Annotated in this window: 19 protein-coding genes; 8 read left to right on the top strand and 11 right to left on the bottom strand. The window is 58.4% G+C overall.

Annotation, left to right across the window (positions count from 1 at the left end):
• Positions 1 to 439: hypothetical protein (locus E0L15_RS04995; protein WP_168124750.1), on the bottom strand; the 439-nt coding region annotated here is incomplete at its 3' end.
• Between the two features lie 202 nt (positions 440 to 641).
• Between E0L15_RS04995 and E0L15_RS12535 the strand changes: the two genes are divergently transcribed.
• The 3 genes from E0L15_RS12535 to E0L15_RS05010 are packed head-to-tail and all read left to right on the top strand — an operon-like array spanning position 642 to position 5,181.
• Positions 642 to 1,142: a MarR family transcriptional regulator gene (locus E0L15_RS12535; protein ID WP_168124751.1), complete on the top strand. Its 501-nt coding sequence runs from the start codon at positions 642 to 644 to the stop codon at positions 1,140 to 1,142.
• Between the two features lie 23 nt (positions 1,143 to 1,165).
• A complete protein-coding gene (locus E0L15_RS05005; protein WP_168124752.1) occupies positions 1,166 to 3,358 on the top strand; it encodes an ABC transporter ATP-binding protein in 2,193 nt (730 codons plus the stop codon).
• Positions 3,358 to 5,181 carry an ABC transporter ATP-binding protein gene (locus E0L15_RS05010; RefSeq protein WP_087391601.1) on the top strand — a complete coding sequence of 608 codons (1,824 nt, stop codon included), beginning with the start codon at positions 3,358 to 3,360 and terminating at the stop codon, positions 5,179 to 5,181. Before E0L15_RS05005 ends, E0L15_RS05010 begins: the two co-directional genes overlap by 1 nt.
• 61 nt (positions 5,182 to 5,242) lie before the next feature.
• Here the strand turns inward: E0L15_RS05010 and E0L15_RS05015 are convergent, their stop codons facing one another.
• Positions 5,243 to 5,884, bottom strand: coding sequence for a lactate utilization protein (locus E0L15_RS05015; protein ID WP_206020569.1), 642 nt, complete (start codon positions 5,882 to 5,884; stop codon positions 5,243 to 5,245).
• Positions 5,885 to 6,071: 187 nt separating this feature from the next.
• On the opposite strand from E0L15_RS05015, the gene E0L15_RS05020 reads away from it, so the two are divergent.
• Positions 6,072 to 6,854, top strand: coding sequence for a YcxB family protein (locus E0L15_RS05020; protein WP_168124753.1), 783 nt, complete (start codon positions 6,072 to 6,074; stop codon positions 6,852 to 6,854).
• Between the two features lie 165 nt (positions 6,855 to 7,019).
• On the opposite strand, the gene E0L15_RS05025 is transcribed toward E0L15_RS05020, so the two are convergent.
• On the bottom strand, positions 7,020 to 7,544 hold the full coding sequence (locus E0L15_RS05025; RefSeq protein WP_168124754.1) for a TetR/AcrR family transcriptional regulator: 525 nt from the start codon (positions 7,542 to 7,544) through the stop codon (positions 7,020 to 7,022).
• A gap of 123 nt (positions 7,545 to 7,667) precedes the next feature.
• Here E0L15_RS05025 and E0L15_RS05030 point away from each other — a divergent pair, with 123 nt between their 5' ends.
• The 4 genes from E0L15_RS05030 (at position 7,668) to E0L15_RS05045 (ending at position 9,424) form a co-directional block, all read left to right on the top strand.
• On the top strand, positions 7,668 to 8,039 hold the full coding sequence (locus tag E0L15_RS05030) for a hypothetical protein (RefSeq protein ID WP_168124755.1): 372 nt from the start codon (positions 7,668 to 7,670) through the stop codon (positions 8,037 to 8,039).
• Entirely contained in the window at positions 8,036 to 8,683 is a 648-nt protein-coding gene (locus E0L15_RS05035) for a hypothetical protein (protein WP_168124756.1), read from the top strand. The genes E0L15_RS05030 and E0L15_RS05035 overlap by 4 nt, the downstream gene beginning before the upstream one ends.
• Complete coding sequence (locus tag E0L15_RS05040; protein ID WP_168124757.1) at positions 8,662 to 8,865, top strand: hypothetical protein; 204 nt, start codon at positions 8,662 to 8,664, stop codon at positions 8,863 to 8,865. The genes E0L15_RS05035 and E0L15_RS05040 overlap by 22 nt, the downstream gene beginning before the upstream one ends.
• Positions 8,866 to 8,968: 103 nt before the next feature.
• A complete protein-coding gene (locus E0L15_RS05045) occupies positions 8,969 to 9,424 on the top strand; it encodes a low molecular weight protein-tyrosine-phosphatase (protein WP_168124758.1) in 456 nt (151 codons plus the stop codon).
• Positions 9,425 to 9,498: 74 nt separating this feature from the next.
• Here E0L15_RS05045 and raiA read toward each other — a convergent pair whose 3' ends face one another.
• From raiA to E0L15_RS05085, 8 genes are all read right to left on the bottom strand, one after another.
• Positions 9,499 to 10,044 (bottom strand): ribosome-associated translation inhibitor RaiA, encoded by a 546-nt coding sequence (gene raiA, locus E0L15_RS05050; protein WP_087228489.1) that lies wholly within the window; start codon positions 10,042 to 10,044, stop codon positions 9,499 to 9,501.
• Between the two features lie 130 nt (positions 10,045 to 10,174).
• Positions 10,175 to 11,017: a fumarate hydratase gene (locus E0L15_RS05055; protein WP_168124759.1), complete on the bottom strand. Its 843-nt coding sequence runs from the start codon at positions 11,015 to 11,017 to the stop codon at positions 10,175 to 10,177.
• Positions 11,017 to 12,153 carry an amidohydrolase gene (locus E0L15_RS05060; RefSeq protein WP_243155387.1) on the bottom strand — a complete coding sequence of 379 codons (1,137 nt, stop codon included), beginning with the start codon at positions 12,151 to 12,153 and terminating at the stop codon, positions 11,017 to 11,019. Before E0L15_RS05060 ends, E0L15_RS05055 begins: the two co-directional genes overlap by 1 nt.
• Before the next feature lie 206 nt (positions 12,154 to 12,359).
• Positions 12,360 to 12,833 carry a S1 RNA-binding domain-containing protein gene (locus E0L15_RS05065; protein ID WP_087228495.1) on the bottom strand — a complete coding sequence of 158 codons (474 nt, stop codon included), beginning with the start codon at positions 12,831 to 12,833 and terminating at the stop codon, positions 12,360 to 12,362.
• A gap of 55 nt (positions 12,834 to 12,888) precedes the next feature.
• Positions 12,889 to 13,167: a septum formation initiator family protein gene (locus E0L15_RS05070; RefSeq protein WP_087228497.1), complete on the bottom strand. Its 279-nt coding sequence runs from the start codon at positions 13,165 to 13,167 to the stop codon at positions 12,889 to 12,891.
• A 53-nt stretch (positions 13,168 to 13,220) separates the two neighbouring features.
• Positions 13,221 to 13,529 (bottom strand): hypothetical protein, encoded by a 309-nt coding sequence (locus E0L15_RS05075; protein WP_168124749.1) that lies wholly within the window; start codon positions 13,527 to 13,529, stop codon positions 13,221 to 13,223.
• A 113-nt stretch (positions 13,530 to 13,642) separates the two neighbouring features.
• Positions 13,643 to 13,924, bottom strand: a complete 282-nt coding sequence (gene yabP / locus E0L15_RS05080; protein ID WP_087370654.1) for a sporulation protein YabP — start codon at positions 13,922 to 13,924, stop codon at positions 13,643 to 13,645.
• A 53-nt stretch (positions 13,925 to 13,977) separates the two neighbouring features.
• Positions 13,978 to 15,147: an AI-2E family transporter gene (locus E0L15_RS05085; RefSeq protein ID WP_168124761.1), complete on the bottom strand. Its 1,170-nt coding sequence runs from the start codon at positions 15,145 to 15,147 to the stop codon at positions 13,978 to 13,980.
• Positions 15,148 to 15,169 lie beyond the last annotated feature (22 nt).

The raw sequence follows: 15,169 nt of genomic DNA on the forward strand, positions 1-15,169 counted from the left end.
CCGCCTGCTGCTCATAAGGGGTTGGTGCAGGGGTCGCCGTTGCCTCCGGTTCCTCCTCTGCGGCCCCACCGTGACCACTTATGTAGGACTGCCCCAGGTCCTGCTGCTGGCTCAGAAGGGTCACCTGCTGACCGGCTGCGCTCCCGCTCCCCTGGTTGGTTCCCTCCACCAGCTGCTCCAGCCATGCCGCTCCGGGCAATTTCTCCCCTGCCCAGGCCGCTGCCTGCTGCATCCAGCTCCCCAGGTCCATGTCCGCTTGCAGCATCTGGCGCACCGCCTCTGCCTGGCCGGGAAACACTCCTCGCCCGATAAACACCAACAAAAATAGCATACCGCTGGCCATCAGCTGAATCCCCCAGCGGGCCGCTCCCGGCGCGGCCGCAGGCTTTCCCCGCCGCGCCCCCGCCGGAGTGGAACGCCGTCTCACCCCTGTGTCCATACGCTCCCTCCCTTGTCCAAATCAACCTAATGCACCCTATGCTCCGGTGAGCTGGAATATTCCCCCGGTGATTTTGTCGATTTTGTGAACTTTTTGAAAAGCCATTGACAACCGGGAGTGACGCGCCTATAATTCCTTATGTTTCTTAATTATGTTACTTAACCTTTTTGAGGGTTCAGTATCAAGATGGGAGGTTATAACAGTGAAGGATCAGCAATACCCACGTGCGCTGGAGCTGCTGCGGGAGATGGACCTGCTGCGCCGCACCTGGAAGCTGGCCATCCCCAACACCGGAATCAACAAGTCGGAATTTTTCACCCTGTACACCCTGCGCTGTCCCAATGGCCAGGCTCTGTCCTGGGGTGAAGACTGCTCCCAAGAGCCCGCCCCCATGACCCTGTCCACCCTGGCCAAGGCCATGAAGCAGAGTATGCCGGCGGTGAGTCAGCGCATCACCAAGCTGGAGGAACTGGGCTATGTCCGGCGGGAGCCGGACCAGCGGGACCGCCGCACGGTGTGGATTCACCTGACGAGCGCAGGCAATGAGCTGCTCCAGACCACTGGCTCTGAGATGTTGGGAAAGCTGGAGCGTGTGCTCCACCGCCTAGATACCCAGGACGGGGTCAACGCCCAGCTGCTCATCCAAGCCTTCCACTGCCTGGCCCTGGCAGTGCAAGAGGAATTTTCCCAGGGCAAACCGTAACTTCTAGGAGGGAACCAGATTTTATGCTGAAACTCAAGCGTTATTTGAAGCCGTATGCCGTTCTGTTGCTGATGGGCATTGTGTTTCTCTTTGGCCAGGCCATGCTGGAGCTGTCCCTGCCCAACTACATGAGCGACATCGTCAATGTGGGCCTGCAACAGGGAGGCATCACCTCCCCCGCTCCCCAGGTGATCTCCGCCGACGCCTTTGGCCTCATGGAGCAGTTCATGTCCCAGGAGGACCGGGATGTGGTGGAGGAGGCCTACGTGGCCCTGGCAGACCACCCGGACTATGAGGACCTGTCTGCCACCTTCCCCCAGGCTGCAGACACCGACCTGGCTCTGAACACCCAGGACACCCAGGCCGTGGAAACCGCCTTTGGCCGGGCCAGCTACGCCTTGACCCAGGTCATGAGCCAGGCCTCTGGCTCCAACGAGGACGACCAGGCCTCCATGGCCGAGGGATTCCAGGCCCTGGGGCAGATGTTGGCCCAGCCCCAGGCTCAGGCGCTCATCCAGCAAGCCATTGACGTGGCAGCTCAGACCCCTGACACCATGCTGGAGCAGACAGGTGTGGCCATGGTCAAGGCCTTCTATCAGCAGCTGGGCGCTGACACCGACGCCATTCAGACCCACTACATTCTCACCACGGGTGGACGCATGGCTGTGTTGGCGGTGCTGCTGACTCTGTGCGCCGTGGCCGCTGGCTACTGCATGGCCCGGATGGGCGCCGGGGTCGCTCGGGACCTGCGCCGGGATGTGTTCACCAAGGTCACCTACTTCAACAACGATGAGATGGACCGCTTCTCCGGGGCCACCCTCATCACCCGTTCCACCAACGACATCACCCAGGTGCAGAATTTCCTGAGTATGGGTCTTCGGCTGCTGTGCTTTGCCCCCATCATGGGCATTGGTGGCCTCATCATGGGCCTGTCCACCTGCGTCAACCTGGCCTGGGTGCTGGCTCTGGCCCTCATCGTCATGCTGGGCCTGCTGCTGGTGCTCTTTGCCGTGGCCATGCCCCGCTTTAAGAAGATGCAGGCCCTGGTGGACCGGCTCAACCTGGTCAGCCGAGAAGAGATCGGCGGCCTGATGGTGGTGCGCGCCTTCTCCAATCAGAAGTTCATGCAGGATCGGTTTGAGAAGGCCAATGACGACCTCACCTCCAACACCCTCTTCGTCAACCGGGCCATGGCCACCATGATGCCCGCCATGACCCTGGTGATGAACGGCCTGTCCCTGCTCATCGTGTGGTTCGGCGGCAAGCAGATCGCCGCCAGCAACTTGCAGGTAGGCGACATGATGGCCTTCATCCAGTACGCCATGCACGTGATCATGAGTTTCTTGTTCATCAGCATGATGTTTATCATGGTGCCCCGGGCCTCCGTGTCCACCGAGCGTATCAACGAGATTCTCCAGACGGAGGTGCAGGTCAAGGACAGCGACCACCCCACCCACCTGAGCCAGCCTGTGAAGGGCGTGGTGGAGTTCCGGGATGTGTCCTTCCGCTACCCCGGTGCCGACGCCGATGTGTTGGAGCACGTGAGCTTCGTGGCCCGGCCCGGACAGACCACCGCTTTCATCGGCTCCACGGGTTCGGGCAAATCCACCCTCATCAACCTCATCCCCCGCTTCCACGACGTCAGCGAGGGCAGCATCACCCTGGATGGAGTGGACATCCGAGATCTACCCCAGAAGGAACTGCGGGACGCCATCGGCTACGTCCCCCAGAAGGGTCTGCTGCTCCGGGGCACCGTGGAGAGCAACCTGCGGTACGGCAATCCCGACGCCTCCCAGGACACCATCGACACCAGCGCCCGCATCGCCCAGGCCTCCGAGTTCATCTCCCACCTGGACCAGGGTATGCAGACCCCCATCAGCCAGGGCGGCACCAACGTCTCCGGCGGACAGCGGCAGCGTCTGTCCATTGCCCGGGCTCTGGCCAAAGAGGCCCCGGTGTATATCTTCGACGACACCTTCTCCGCTCTGGACTTTAAGACCGACGCCCAGCTCCGGGCCGCTCTGAAGGAGTACACCACCCAGGCCACCGTCCTCATCGTGGCCCAGCGGGTATCCACCATTCTGGACGCCGACCAGATTCTGGTGCTGGACCAGGGCAAGGTGGTGGGCTGCGGCACCCATCAGGAGCTGATGCGCACCTGCAAGACCTATCAGGAGATTGCCCAAAGTCAGCTTTCAAAGGAGGAATTGGCATAATGGCAGGACCTATGAGACACGGCCCCATGGGCGGCCGTAACCCGATGGGAGAAAAGGCAGCCGATTTCAAGGGCACCATGATCAAGCTGCTGGGCTACATGAAGCGCTATCTCCCCATGCTCATCATCGCTCTGGTGTGCGCCATTGCGGGCACCGCATTTTCCATCCTTGGTCCTAAGATTCTGGGCCAAGCCACCACCAAGCTGTTTGAAGGCTTGATGGCTATGATCGCCGGCACGGGCTCCATTGACTTTGACGCTCTGGCCCAGATTTTGCTGTTCCTGGGCGGTCTGTACCTGTTCAGCGCCTTGCTCAACTACGTCCAGGGCTGGCTCATGGCGGGTATCGCCACCAAAGTCAGCTACACCATGCGCACCGACATCAGCCAGAAGATCGACCGTCTGCCCATGTCCTACTTTGACAAGGTGTCCCACGGCGAAGTGCTCAGCCGTATCACCAATGACGTGGACTCCGTCACCCAGACTCTGAACCAGAGCCTGTCCCAGGTGGTCACCCAGGTGACCCTGCTGCTGGGCGTGCTCATCATGATGCTGTCCATCAGCCCCTGGATGACCCTGGTTGCCCTGTGCATCCTCCCAGTGTGCCTGATCATCGTCACCAGCGTCATTCGCCACAGCCAGAAGTTCTTCCGCAGCCAGCAGGAATATCTGGGCCATGTCAACGGCCACGTGGAGGAGATGTACGGCGCCCATGTGGTGGTCACCGCCTTCAACGGCCAGGAGGACTCCATCCGAGACTTCAACGAGATGAACGAGAAGCTCTACCACAGCGCATGGAAGAGCCAGTTCCTCAGCGGTCTGATGATGCCTTTGATGAACTTTGCCAGCAACCTGGGCTATGTGGCTATCTGCGTGCTGGGCGGCTTCCTGGCTCTGAACCAGGCCATCACCGTGGGTGACATTCAGGCCTTCATCCAGTACGTGCGCCAGTTCACCCAGCCCATCAACCAGCTGGCCAACATCTCCAACCAGCTCCAGCTCACCGCTGCCGCCGCCGAACGGGTGTTCCTCTTCCTGGAGGAGCCGGAAGAGGAGGCCGACCCGGTGCCTGCTGTAGACCCTGAATCCATCGACGGCTCGGTGCAGTTTGCCCACGTAAACTTTGGCTATCTGCCGGATAAGACCATCATCCACGACTTCTCCGCCTCCATTCAGCCTGGCACCAAGGTGGCCATCGTAGGTCCCACCGGAGCCGGTAAGACCACCATCGTCAAGCTGCTTATGCGCTTCTATGACGTCAATCAGGGAGCCATTCTCCTCAGCGGCTACGACGTGCGCCAGTTCGCCCGGGGTGAGATGCGGGACGCCTTCGGCATGGTGCTCCAGGATACCTGGCTGTACAACGACACCATCATGGAGAACATCCGCTTTGGCCGTCTGTCCGCCACCGACGAAGAGGTGCTCCAGGCCGCCAAAGCCGCCCAGGTGGACCACTTTGTGCGCACCCTCCCCCACGGCTATGACACGGTGCTCAACGAGGACGCCAGCAACATCAGCCAGGGCCAGAAGCAGCTGCTCACCATCGCCCGCACCATCCTCTCGGACCCCAAGATTCTCATTTTGGACGAGGCTACGTCCAGTGTGGACACCCGCACCGAGGTGGCCATCCAGACCGCCATGGACCGCCTCACCCAGGGCCGCACCAGCTTCATCATCGCCCACCGGCTGTCCACCATCCGCAACGCCGACGTCATCCTGGTGATGAAGGACGGTGACATCGTGGAGACTGGTACCCACCAGCAGCTGCTGGATCAGAACGGCTTCTACGCCAATCTGTACAACAGCCAGTTTGCCACCACCTAACCCAAGCAAAAAAGAACGGCACAGGTTTTCTCAAAGAAACCTGTGCCGTTCTTTGTATCCATCAATATCCCAGTTCCTCGCCCACCAGGATCACCTTGATGCGGCCGGGCACCCGCTGCTGGCGGTGAATCACCGTGGTGCAGCAGATGCGGTCCGGGCTGTGGCAGTCCTCACAGCGTCCGGTGACGGTGCAGGGGGTCTTTCTGTGCAGCCGTACCGCGTTGGCCGGAGCGGCCACCTGCTCCACCCGGGCCACTGCCGCTTCCAGATCGGGCACAATCTTGTTGTACCCCACCACACAGATGACGCTCTTGGGACCATAGGTCATGGCGGCTACCCGGTTGGCGTTGCCGTCCACATTGTACAGCTCTCCCTGCTCGGTTACGGCGTTACAGCTGGTGAGATAACAGTCGGCAAAAAAGGCCTTGCGCAGGACCAGGTCGATCTCCTCCTGGGGCACCGCCTCCCGGTCATAGAACTCGTAGTCACCGCTGCGCAGAAGGTCCATGATGCCCGCCTCACTCAACGTCATGCTGCCTCCACAGGCAACCGTGCACCCCTTGGGCAACAGCTCCTGCACCAGCTTTCGGGCATCCTCCAGGGTAGGCACATAGTAGGCAGTCATCTGGTTCTCTTCCAGCTTCTTGGCAGTGCGCTCAATGAGCTTCTCCCGCACCAGAGCCATAGGTTCGTGATTGGTCATGGCGGCCTCTCTCCTTTTTGTCAAATAGATAGTTCTATTGTACTCCATTTCCCCCAGGGTGTACAGGGTCTTTTCTTCTCCGCTCGTCTTTCAAAATTCTTAATAAAACCTTGATGATATTCTCAATCCCCCATGGTATACTCAGGGAGAATTTGATAAACCTGCTTTCTTTTTGGAGGTGGCAGCCATGACGGATTCCTTCACCTTTTCTCTCTCCCCCCTGGACACCGAAGCCCTGCTCCCCCAGCTCGCCGCGGCGCTGGAAAAGCGAGTGGAGCTCCACTCCCGTCAGCGACTTCCCGGCCTGTGGCAGGTCACCGACAAGCTCTCGAACGCAGAGCGTGGCTCCCAGCCTGTGGCAAACCATCGCAAACGTCTGCGCCAGTTTTTAGGGCTCCTACTCTGGGTGCTGGGCCTACTGATGTTGGCCCCCGGGCTCATCGACCCCCAGGAACTGTTTGTCCCGCTGATAGCAGGAGCCTGTGCCTTTTTCTTGGGCCAGCTGACCCTCTGGCTCTACCAGCGCACCCTGCTGGCCATTCTGGACTTGGCCTGCGGTCTCTTCCTGTGCATGTCTGCCCTGGGCGCTCCCAATCAGATGCTGGGTTTGCTGTGGGCAGCGGTTCCCTGCCTACTGGTAAGTGTCGCCGTCCTGCCCTCTCGGCGGCGTCAACGCACCACCCCCTTTGAGAAAGAGGCACGGAACCTTCTTGCCAAGTACCAGGACCTCAAGCCCCACACCATCCAAGCCGTGTTTGACCATCAGGGCCTCACCGTGTCTCTGCCAGAGGGCGACCCCAGCGTATACCCCTATTCCACTGTGTCCTTCTTTGTGGAGACCCCCGATCTGCTTCTCCCCTTTTTCCAGGATACAGTGCTTCTCCTGCCCAAGTACGATCTGACCACTGGGACCATGAACCAGCTGCGCACCCTGCTGGCCCAACAGACCCCCTATGAAATTCTGGAATAATCCCTGGATTTTTGGCTCTCTCCCTAGAGCAATTGGAGCAAGGACACGCAGAGCCATCCATGGACTATGCATATTACTTTTCCGTGGTCTTCTCATAATGATCATACACGTTTTCAAGCCACCTGCCCTTCTCTCTGGGGCAGGTGGCTCGTTCTATTTTTCTATCTACTCTCTCCCCTGATACTCGCTTTTCACAATTTCAAACATCTCCTCTGGGGTCTCCTGGCATCCCCCTTCCAGCCACAGCTTGATGATACTGGTCAGACCGCTTTTGAAAAACTCCATGTGATAGCGAATAAAGCGGTTTTGGAAATGTCTTTTTGCCAGCTCCATATCATAGGCAATGATTTTATAGTTATTGTCATACCCCAGTTTAAAATAGGTGCGGTAGAAAATCTGGTTGGCCTGAATGTGGCGGAACAGTTTGAGATAGTCATTGCTGTTGACACCTGAGGTAATCTCCTCTTGATACAACTCGGCCAAGTTGGTCTCCAGTTTGTCCCGGATGGAGTCTGCCAGGGCGTAGATGTCCGCAAAATTGGCATAGAAGGTAGTGCGGTTCACCCCTGCCCGCTTGCACAGCTCAGAGACGGTGATCTGGCCCAGTTCCTTGGTCTGTAACAGGTCCAGGAACACCTTCTCCATGCGTTCCACCGACTCCCGCCTGCGCTTATTGTTGGGTGTATTCATATGCCCTCCTTTATCTCAACACTTGTTGTGACATTGATGATTGTTTTCTCCTCTGGCGGAAATTATACTACACTTAGACCGAGGCAACAACTGTTGTGTTAATGATTTTTGGAGGTGCGAACCATGAAGAAAAGTACTTTTGTGGCCATGCTGCTGGGAACCATAAGCGGCGTACTCTTTGCCCTTGGCATGTGCATGGCGCTCATTCCAGACTGGTATTCCTTTGGCCCCGGTGTGGCTCTGGGTTGTGCCGGCATTGTGCTTGGACTGGTCACCGTGGCGGTATGGCAGCACATGGAGCACAAACAGCCCATCCAGATTTCCCGGAAAGCAGTGGCATCCGTGGCCGTGGGCATTGTGGGGGCCTTGACCCTGGGAGTGGGTATGTGCTTTACCATGGTATGGAATCAGCTGGTTCTGGGGATTGGCATCGGCCTTGTGGGTATTGTGGTGCTGCTCTGCCTGCTCCCCCTGACCAAGGGCATCCGGGCTTGAGACCCCTACGTCATCGTTTCTATACGGCCCCCTTTTTTCGTTCCGCCGTGCTCCCTCTGGTGGGAAACTGCCTGTATGCCCTGTACCACGGTATCTTGGGCTTTGTCTATGCCTCGCTTTGGTATCGGTCGATGTGTACCTTCTACAGCATCTTGGCTGTGGCTCGGTTCTGTGCTCTGTTAACCGGACGGGCAAGTGCAGGAAGAAATTGCATCGTATCCTGGCGATTTGTGATGGTGGTATGCGGTATTCTGCTCCTTGTACTCAGTGGCAGCCTGACCTGGATCATAGAGATCAGCCTCTCTCAGCACATTGCCACCGCCTATGACACGGTGACGATGATTACTATAGCCACCTATACCTTCTATAAAATTACGGTGGCCGCGGTCCAAAGGGTTCGGCATTGGGACACCTCTCCCCTGTCGGTGGTCATCCGCAACATCCGATATGCGGAGGTGGCGGCTTCGGTATTGACGTTGCAGCGGTCCATGTTGGTCTCCTTCGGCACATCGGAACACACACCTTCCCAGTGGATGAATGCCCTGACCGGTGCTGCCGTATGTGCCTTCATTCTATCTCTAGGCATTTATCTAATCTGGAAATCAAGAAAGGAAGTTAAACCATGGCAAAATCCAAACTTGTAAACGCAAATGAAAAAATCGCAGAAAAAGTCACCGCCACCTTTGGCGCCATTCAAGACCGCGTGGTAGGTGGCTACACCAAAATGGAGGACGCCTTTGTGGACCGCTATCTCACCCGGGGCGGGGAGAGCGTGGAGGAGGCAAAGGCACGGCTGAAACGGGAGCTGGAGGAGTCGAAGCGGTAAGTTGCCCCGCCCCCCTCTCCATTCCGCCTGGAAATTTAGGATGAAACCAGGGCCCTGATGTGGTACAATACCTGTATCCTGCAACAGAAGGGAAATCATTGAAATGACAAAGATCTTGTTTGTATGTCACGGCAACATCTGTCGAAGCCCCATGGCGGAATTCGTGATGAAACATCTGGTCAAAGAGGCCGGGGTGGCGGACCAGTTCTCCATTGCCTCCGCTGCCACCAGCACCGAAGAGATCGGCAACCCCGTCTATCCCCCTGCCGCCCGCACCCTGGCCGCCCACGGTGTCCCCTGCTCCGGCCACGCCGCCCGCCAATTGCGCAAAGCGGACTATGAGGTCTATGATCTGCTCATTGGTATGGACGACGCCAACATCCGCAACATGCAGCGCATGTGCGGCGGCGACCCCCAGGGGAAAATCCACCAGCTTCTGGACTACACAGACCGTCCAGGAGAGGTGGCAGACCCCTGGTACACCGGCAATTTCGAGGCCACTTGGCGGGATGTATGGGAGGGCTGCAACGGCCTTCTGGCACAGCTGCGCCAGCACTAATATCACCTGGGCAACGTAAAACCGGCTGCGGAGAGTTCTCCGCAGCCGGTTAATTTCATCTTATAGGAGTTGGTTTAGCCCTCGTCCTCAATGAGGCCGTATCCGCCGTCGTTGCGCTGATACACCACGGAGAAGGCACCCGTGTCGTCATTCTTGAAGGCGAAGAAGGTGTGGCCCAGCAGATCCATCTGCAAGATGGCCTCGTCCACCGTCATGGGCTTGATGGGGAACTTCTTGGTGCGAACCACCTCGAACTTGCTCTCCTCCACCACGTCGGGAACAAAGGTGGACTGCTCCTCCTGGGGAATCACACGGGTGAAGGCGTCCTGACGCAGACGCTTCTCCAGACGGGTCTTATGCTTGCGCAGCTGACGCTCCATGGACGTGACGGCGGCATCCACCGATGCGAACATATCGGAGGTGCTCTCCGCCACACGCAGAATTGTGGCCCCGGAGCGGATGGTCAGCTCTACCTTGTTCCGGTCCTTCTCCACCGAGAAGACCAGATTGGCCTCGCTGTCCGTCTTGAAGTAACGCTCCAGCTTTCCCACCTTTTTCTCTGCATAGTTGTGCAGAGCCTTGGGCAGATGGACCTTCTTTTCCGTAAAGGTAAACTTCATGTGCTTCAGCTCCTTTCGCCCCCCACCAGGAGGGCGTATCATTGGGAGATTCTCTCCTTGTTAAAGAGTATAACACATTTCCTTTGCGGACGCTATACCTTTATGAAAATTTCACAATTTCTTTTTCTCGTTACAGTGTGCCACAGGCATGGCGGGTGACATGACAGCCCAGGTTCACCACACAGGGCAGCCCGGCAATGTGGGTGCCAAAGGGCTCGATGGCCACCGTGAGAGCGGTGGTGGTGCCACCCATGCCCTGGGGACCAATGCCCAGACGGTTGATGCGCTCCAGCAGACGCTGCTCCATCTCCCGGTAGAAGGGGTCGGCGTTCCACTCCCCCGCCGGGCGCAGCAGCGCCCGCTTGGCCAGAATGGCGGCCTTCTCTGAGGTGCCGCCCAGGCCCACGCCCACCACCACAGGAGGACAGGGGTTGGACCCAGCCTGAGACACGGCCTCCACGATGAAGTCCTCCACCTGCTCCTGGGTTACAGAGGGATTGAACATCTTCATCTTGGTCATGTTCTCGCTGCCAAAACCCTTGGGCGCCACGGTGATCTCCACCTGGTCTCCAGGCACCATCTGCAAATGAAGGATGGCGGGGGTGTTGTTCTGAGTGTTTACCCGGCGCAGGGGGTCCTCCACCACAGACAGGCGGAGGTGGCCCTGGACGTAGCCCTCCGCCACGCCCTGGTTCACCGCCTCCTCCAGGCTACCGCCTGTGAGGTGGCAGTCCTGGCCCCAGTTGACAAACACCACGGCCATGCCAGTGTCCTGGCAGATGGGCAGCCCCTTCTCTTGGGCAAACTCGTAGTTCTCCCGCAGGTCGCCCAGAATAGCCTGTCCCACGGGAGAGGCCTCCGCCTTGCACGCCTCACAGATGGCGTTGCGCAAATCCTGAGGCAAAATGGTATTGGCCTGAATGCACAGCTCCCGCACCAATCGGGAGACCTGCTCATTTGTAATTTCTTTCATCATCTCTCCACCTCTCGTCCGTCAATGAATACATGGGTCACCTGGCTGCGCCAGTCCAGGGGAGGACCGTCCAGCACCACCAGGTCCGCATCCTTGCCCTGGGTGATGGACCCCATGCGGTGGTCCACCCCGGCAATACAGGCGGCGTTGATGGTGATGGCCGCCAAAGCGTCCCCCTCTTCCATCCCGTGTCGGGCTGCCATAGCCGCACACAGCAGCAGCTGGGGCGCTGTGGTCTCCGGGTGGTCGGTGCAAATGGCTACCCGTACACCTGCCTTGGTCAGAAGCGCCGCGTTCTCCAAAGTCATCTGGCGCAGCTCCCCCTTGGAGCGGTCGGTGAGGATGGGACCGGTAATCACCGGCACCTCCTCCCGAGCCAGGTAGTCGGCAATCAAATACCCCTCGGTGCCGTGGACGATGGCGTAGTCCAGCCCGAACTCCTTGGCAATGCGCACCGCCGTGGCGATGTCGTCGGCCCGGTGCACGTGGAAGTGAGCGGGCACCTCCCCCGCCACCACCGGGCGCAGGGCGTCCAGACAGGGGTCAAAACTGGGCATCTCCTCCTGAGGGTCGGCCTGCGCCGTGGCCCACTTCAACTGATACTCGGATGACCGGGCCAGCAGCTCTCGGATGACCGCCGCCGTGCCCATACGAGTGGCTGGCCATCCGTCCCGCCCCTTGGGGTTTTCCCCCAGGGAGAACTTCATGGCCGCCGGGGCCTGCACCACCATCTCGTCCACAATACGGCCCGCCGTCTTCATCAGCACCGCCTGGCCTGCAATGGGGTTGGTGGAGCCGGGGTGCACCATCACGCAGGTCACCCCTGCCTCTCTGGCCTCCTTCACATAGGGGTCCATGGGGTTGACCCCGTCCAGCACCCGGATGTTGGGGGTACACACCTGGGAGGTCTCATTGAGGTCCTCCCCGTCGCACCCACATAGCCCCAGGTGGCAGTGGATGTCCATCAGTCCCGGCAAAATATGCCCCCCTCGGGCATCCACAGCGTTCTCCAGCTCTGCGCCATCGGGCAGCTGGTCCATACGCCCCACCTGCTGGATTTTCCCGTTCTCCACCCGGATATAGCCGTTGTCTATGGTCTTGCCCTCCATGGTGTGGATGACTCCGTTGAGAATCATCAAGGCGCATCCCTCCTCTCGACCGAATTTTTCCTCTGGGTTTGCTATACTCTCTTGTGCGGTATCACCGCAGCATGGGAACCCCCATGCAGTCATTCCATTCTCCCGCGCAGCAAAACCTCTGGGCTTCCCCTCTCCGGGGGAAGCCACTTTTTATGCAAAAAAACAGGGCGGGCTTTGGCGCCCGCCCCTATGAGAGCATGGAATCAGCGGCGGCCTCGACGGCTGCTGCGCTTTTCATTCATATGCAGCTCAGACAGCTTGCTGTCCGAACTGGCCATAAACTGTTTGAGCTGATCCTCAAAGCTCACGGGCCCCTTGGGCTGAGGCGGTGCTGCCTGGAAGCTGCTCACGCCAGGTCGGCGGCTGGGACGGCGCTCCCCACCGTTCTCACTCCGATGCCCCGCAGGCCGGGCGTTGGGACGGCGCTCCGGACGGGCCGGAGGAGGAAGCACTTGCTTCATCGACAGGTTGATACGATTGTTTTCGTCAATGCCGATGACCTTCACCGTTACCGCCTGGCCCTCATTGAGATGCTCGTGAATGTCGTTGACATAGGTGTAAGCAATCTCAGAAATGTGGACGAGGCCGGAACGATTCTCCGGCAGCGAAACAAATGCGCCAAACTTGGTGATCCCAGTCACCTTTCCTTCCAGAATGGATCCAACTTCAAACCCCATAAACTTTTCTTTTCCCTCTCCCTGTGATTTCAGGACGCGGGTTTGCGCCCCGTTTTTATTTGGACGTATCCACAAAGCAGATCTCGCCCGGCTCCATCAGCCCCAACATGGCTCTGGCAATGTCCGCCAAGTAATTGGGGTCACTGCTGTGCTGAATGTCGTCGGTGAGCGCGGCGTTTTCCTCTTTCTGCTGCTGTACCTGCTGGGCCAGCTCGTCTCTTTTGTCCTGAGCTGCCATCAGCTGGCTTCTCATGGACAGCAGTCCGATGGCGCCAGCGACCAGGAGCACCAGCACCAACAGCTTTGTACCAATGCCTGCTCGTTTGACTTTCACTATGGTCGGCCTCCTTTTCTGCCTGTGCATCAACGTCATATACAATGTTTATTTTATACCATTTCAACCATTTTTGAAAGCCCTTTTTTTGATTTTTCAAAACTTTTTTTGTTTTCCCAGCCGCACACACGGCAGGTGTCAAAAAAAATCGAACAATCCCGTGAATCCACCGAAAACTTCGAACAAAAATGGGGAGCAAAATGCGACTGGCCGTGGTCAGGTACACTACGCCGCCCAGCAAAAATGCCCCGCCATGGTAGATGCGCACCACCCCATTGCCCAAAACCAGGGCGTGGACAAACACCGCCACCGCCGTCCCAATCCAGAATGTGACATCCAACAGAAACCACAGCCAGCGCCACGGACAGCTCCGGCGTATCCCCCGCATGGCGTCATATAACACACCCAGGCCCAGGCCCAACAAGAAACCTTGTCCGAGCACCTGGGCCTGGGTCATGACATTGATCCCCATACCTTATCGCAGCAGCCGGGAGAAAAAGCCTCCTACATTTCGCTCTGTCCGCTCCTCATAGCTCAAGGCGTCGATCTTCCCTTCCACCTTCAGATCGCCGCCGTCCAGGGACAGCTTTTCAATGTGAAGCCCTTCTCCACTGACCACCAACATCCCCTGGGTGGTGGAGAGCACGATGTTGGTGTCGTCAAACCGCTCCACATCCTCCACCCCGGACACAGTCAGGCCTCTGCGGTCCTCCATCGTCACGTGATGGCGGGCCGCTGCCGCTACCTCATACCCCATGCAACCACTCCTCTTTCCTTGGATGGTTCATGTATATGGGGTTTGTCCTGGGATTATGCCTCTCCAGACTCCTGAGGATCTTCCACTTCTTGTAGCTCCTTCCCCGGCAGACGCTGGCGAAGGTCGTACTTCAAAATGGTGTACACCACCGCCGTGAGGGGGACACTGATGACCAGGCCGATAAAGCCCAGCAGGCTGCTGCCCACTGTCACCGCGGCCAGCACCCAGATGCCGGGCAGGCCCAGAGAGGTACCCACCACCCGGGGATAGATGAGGTTGCCCTCCAACTGCTGGAGCACCGCCAGGAACACCAAAAACCAGAACGCTTTGATGGGGCTGATCATGGCCAGCAGCAGTGCTGCCAGTACAGCTCCGATGTAGGCGCCTGCCACCGGAATCAGCGCAGAGACGCCGATGATCACCGAAATCAGGGGTGCGTAGTCAAAGCGGAACACCACCATCCCGATAAAACACAAGCTGCCCAGAATGCAAGCCTCAATGAGCTGACCGGAGACGTATTTGGTGAAGGTATCTGCCGTCAGACGCACTACGGCCAGCACACGCTTGGCAATGGATTCGGGCAGGTACACCACCACCAGGCGGCGGCACTGCGCAGTGAGCTTGGGGCCACCGGAGAGCATATACACGGAGAACACAAAGGAGATCACCGTGGTCACCACCGCCGACACCAGAGAGCTGGTGGCAGAAATCAGATGCGGCACCGTGCCCGTCAGGGTATCCAGCACCTGGTTGAGGGCATCGCCCAGGATATCGTTGATCTTATCCGGTAGATTCAGCTTGGCCAGATTCTCCAGCGAGAGGCGCTGGGTGATAAAATCAATCACTTCCTGCAAGTTTTCAGCATAGATGTTCATGTTGCCCACAAAGCGCTGGATGCTGCGGGTCAGCTCCGGCACCACCAGGGAGATGAGCACACCGATGACGGCAAACAGCATCACATAGGCGGTGACCACCGCCAAAGGCCGGGCCAGCTTCTCTCCCCGCTTGCCCAAACCCTTGGCATAGAGGCGGGCAAAGAAATTACAGGGGCGGCTGAGGATAAAGGCGATGGCAAAGCCGATGAAAATGGGACGGAAGGCCAGCAGCACACCGGAACACCAGTCCAGCACCACGTCGATCTTCACAATCACCACCACCAACGCTACCACATAGGTGATGAGCAACAACAATTTTCGAAACACTCCGTTGTCCAACGTCAGCACTCCTTTGCTTTCATTGTTCTCT

Origin of the sequence: Pseudoflavonifractor sp. SW1122, assembly GCF_012027765.1 — a bacterium.
Classification (GTDB): domain Bacteria; phylum Bacillota; class Clostridia; order Oscillospirales; family Oscillospiraceae; genus Enterenecus; species Enterenecus faecium.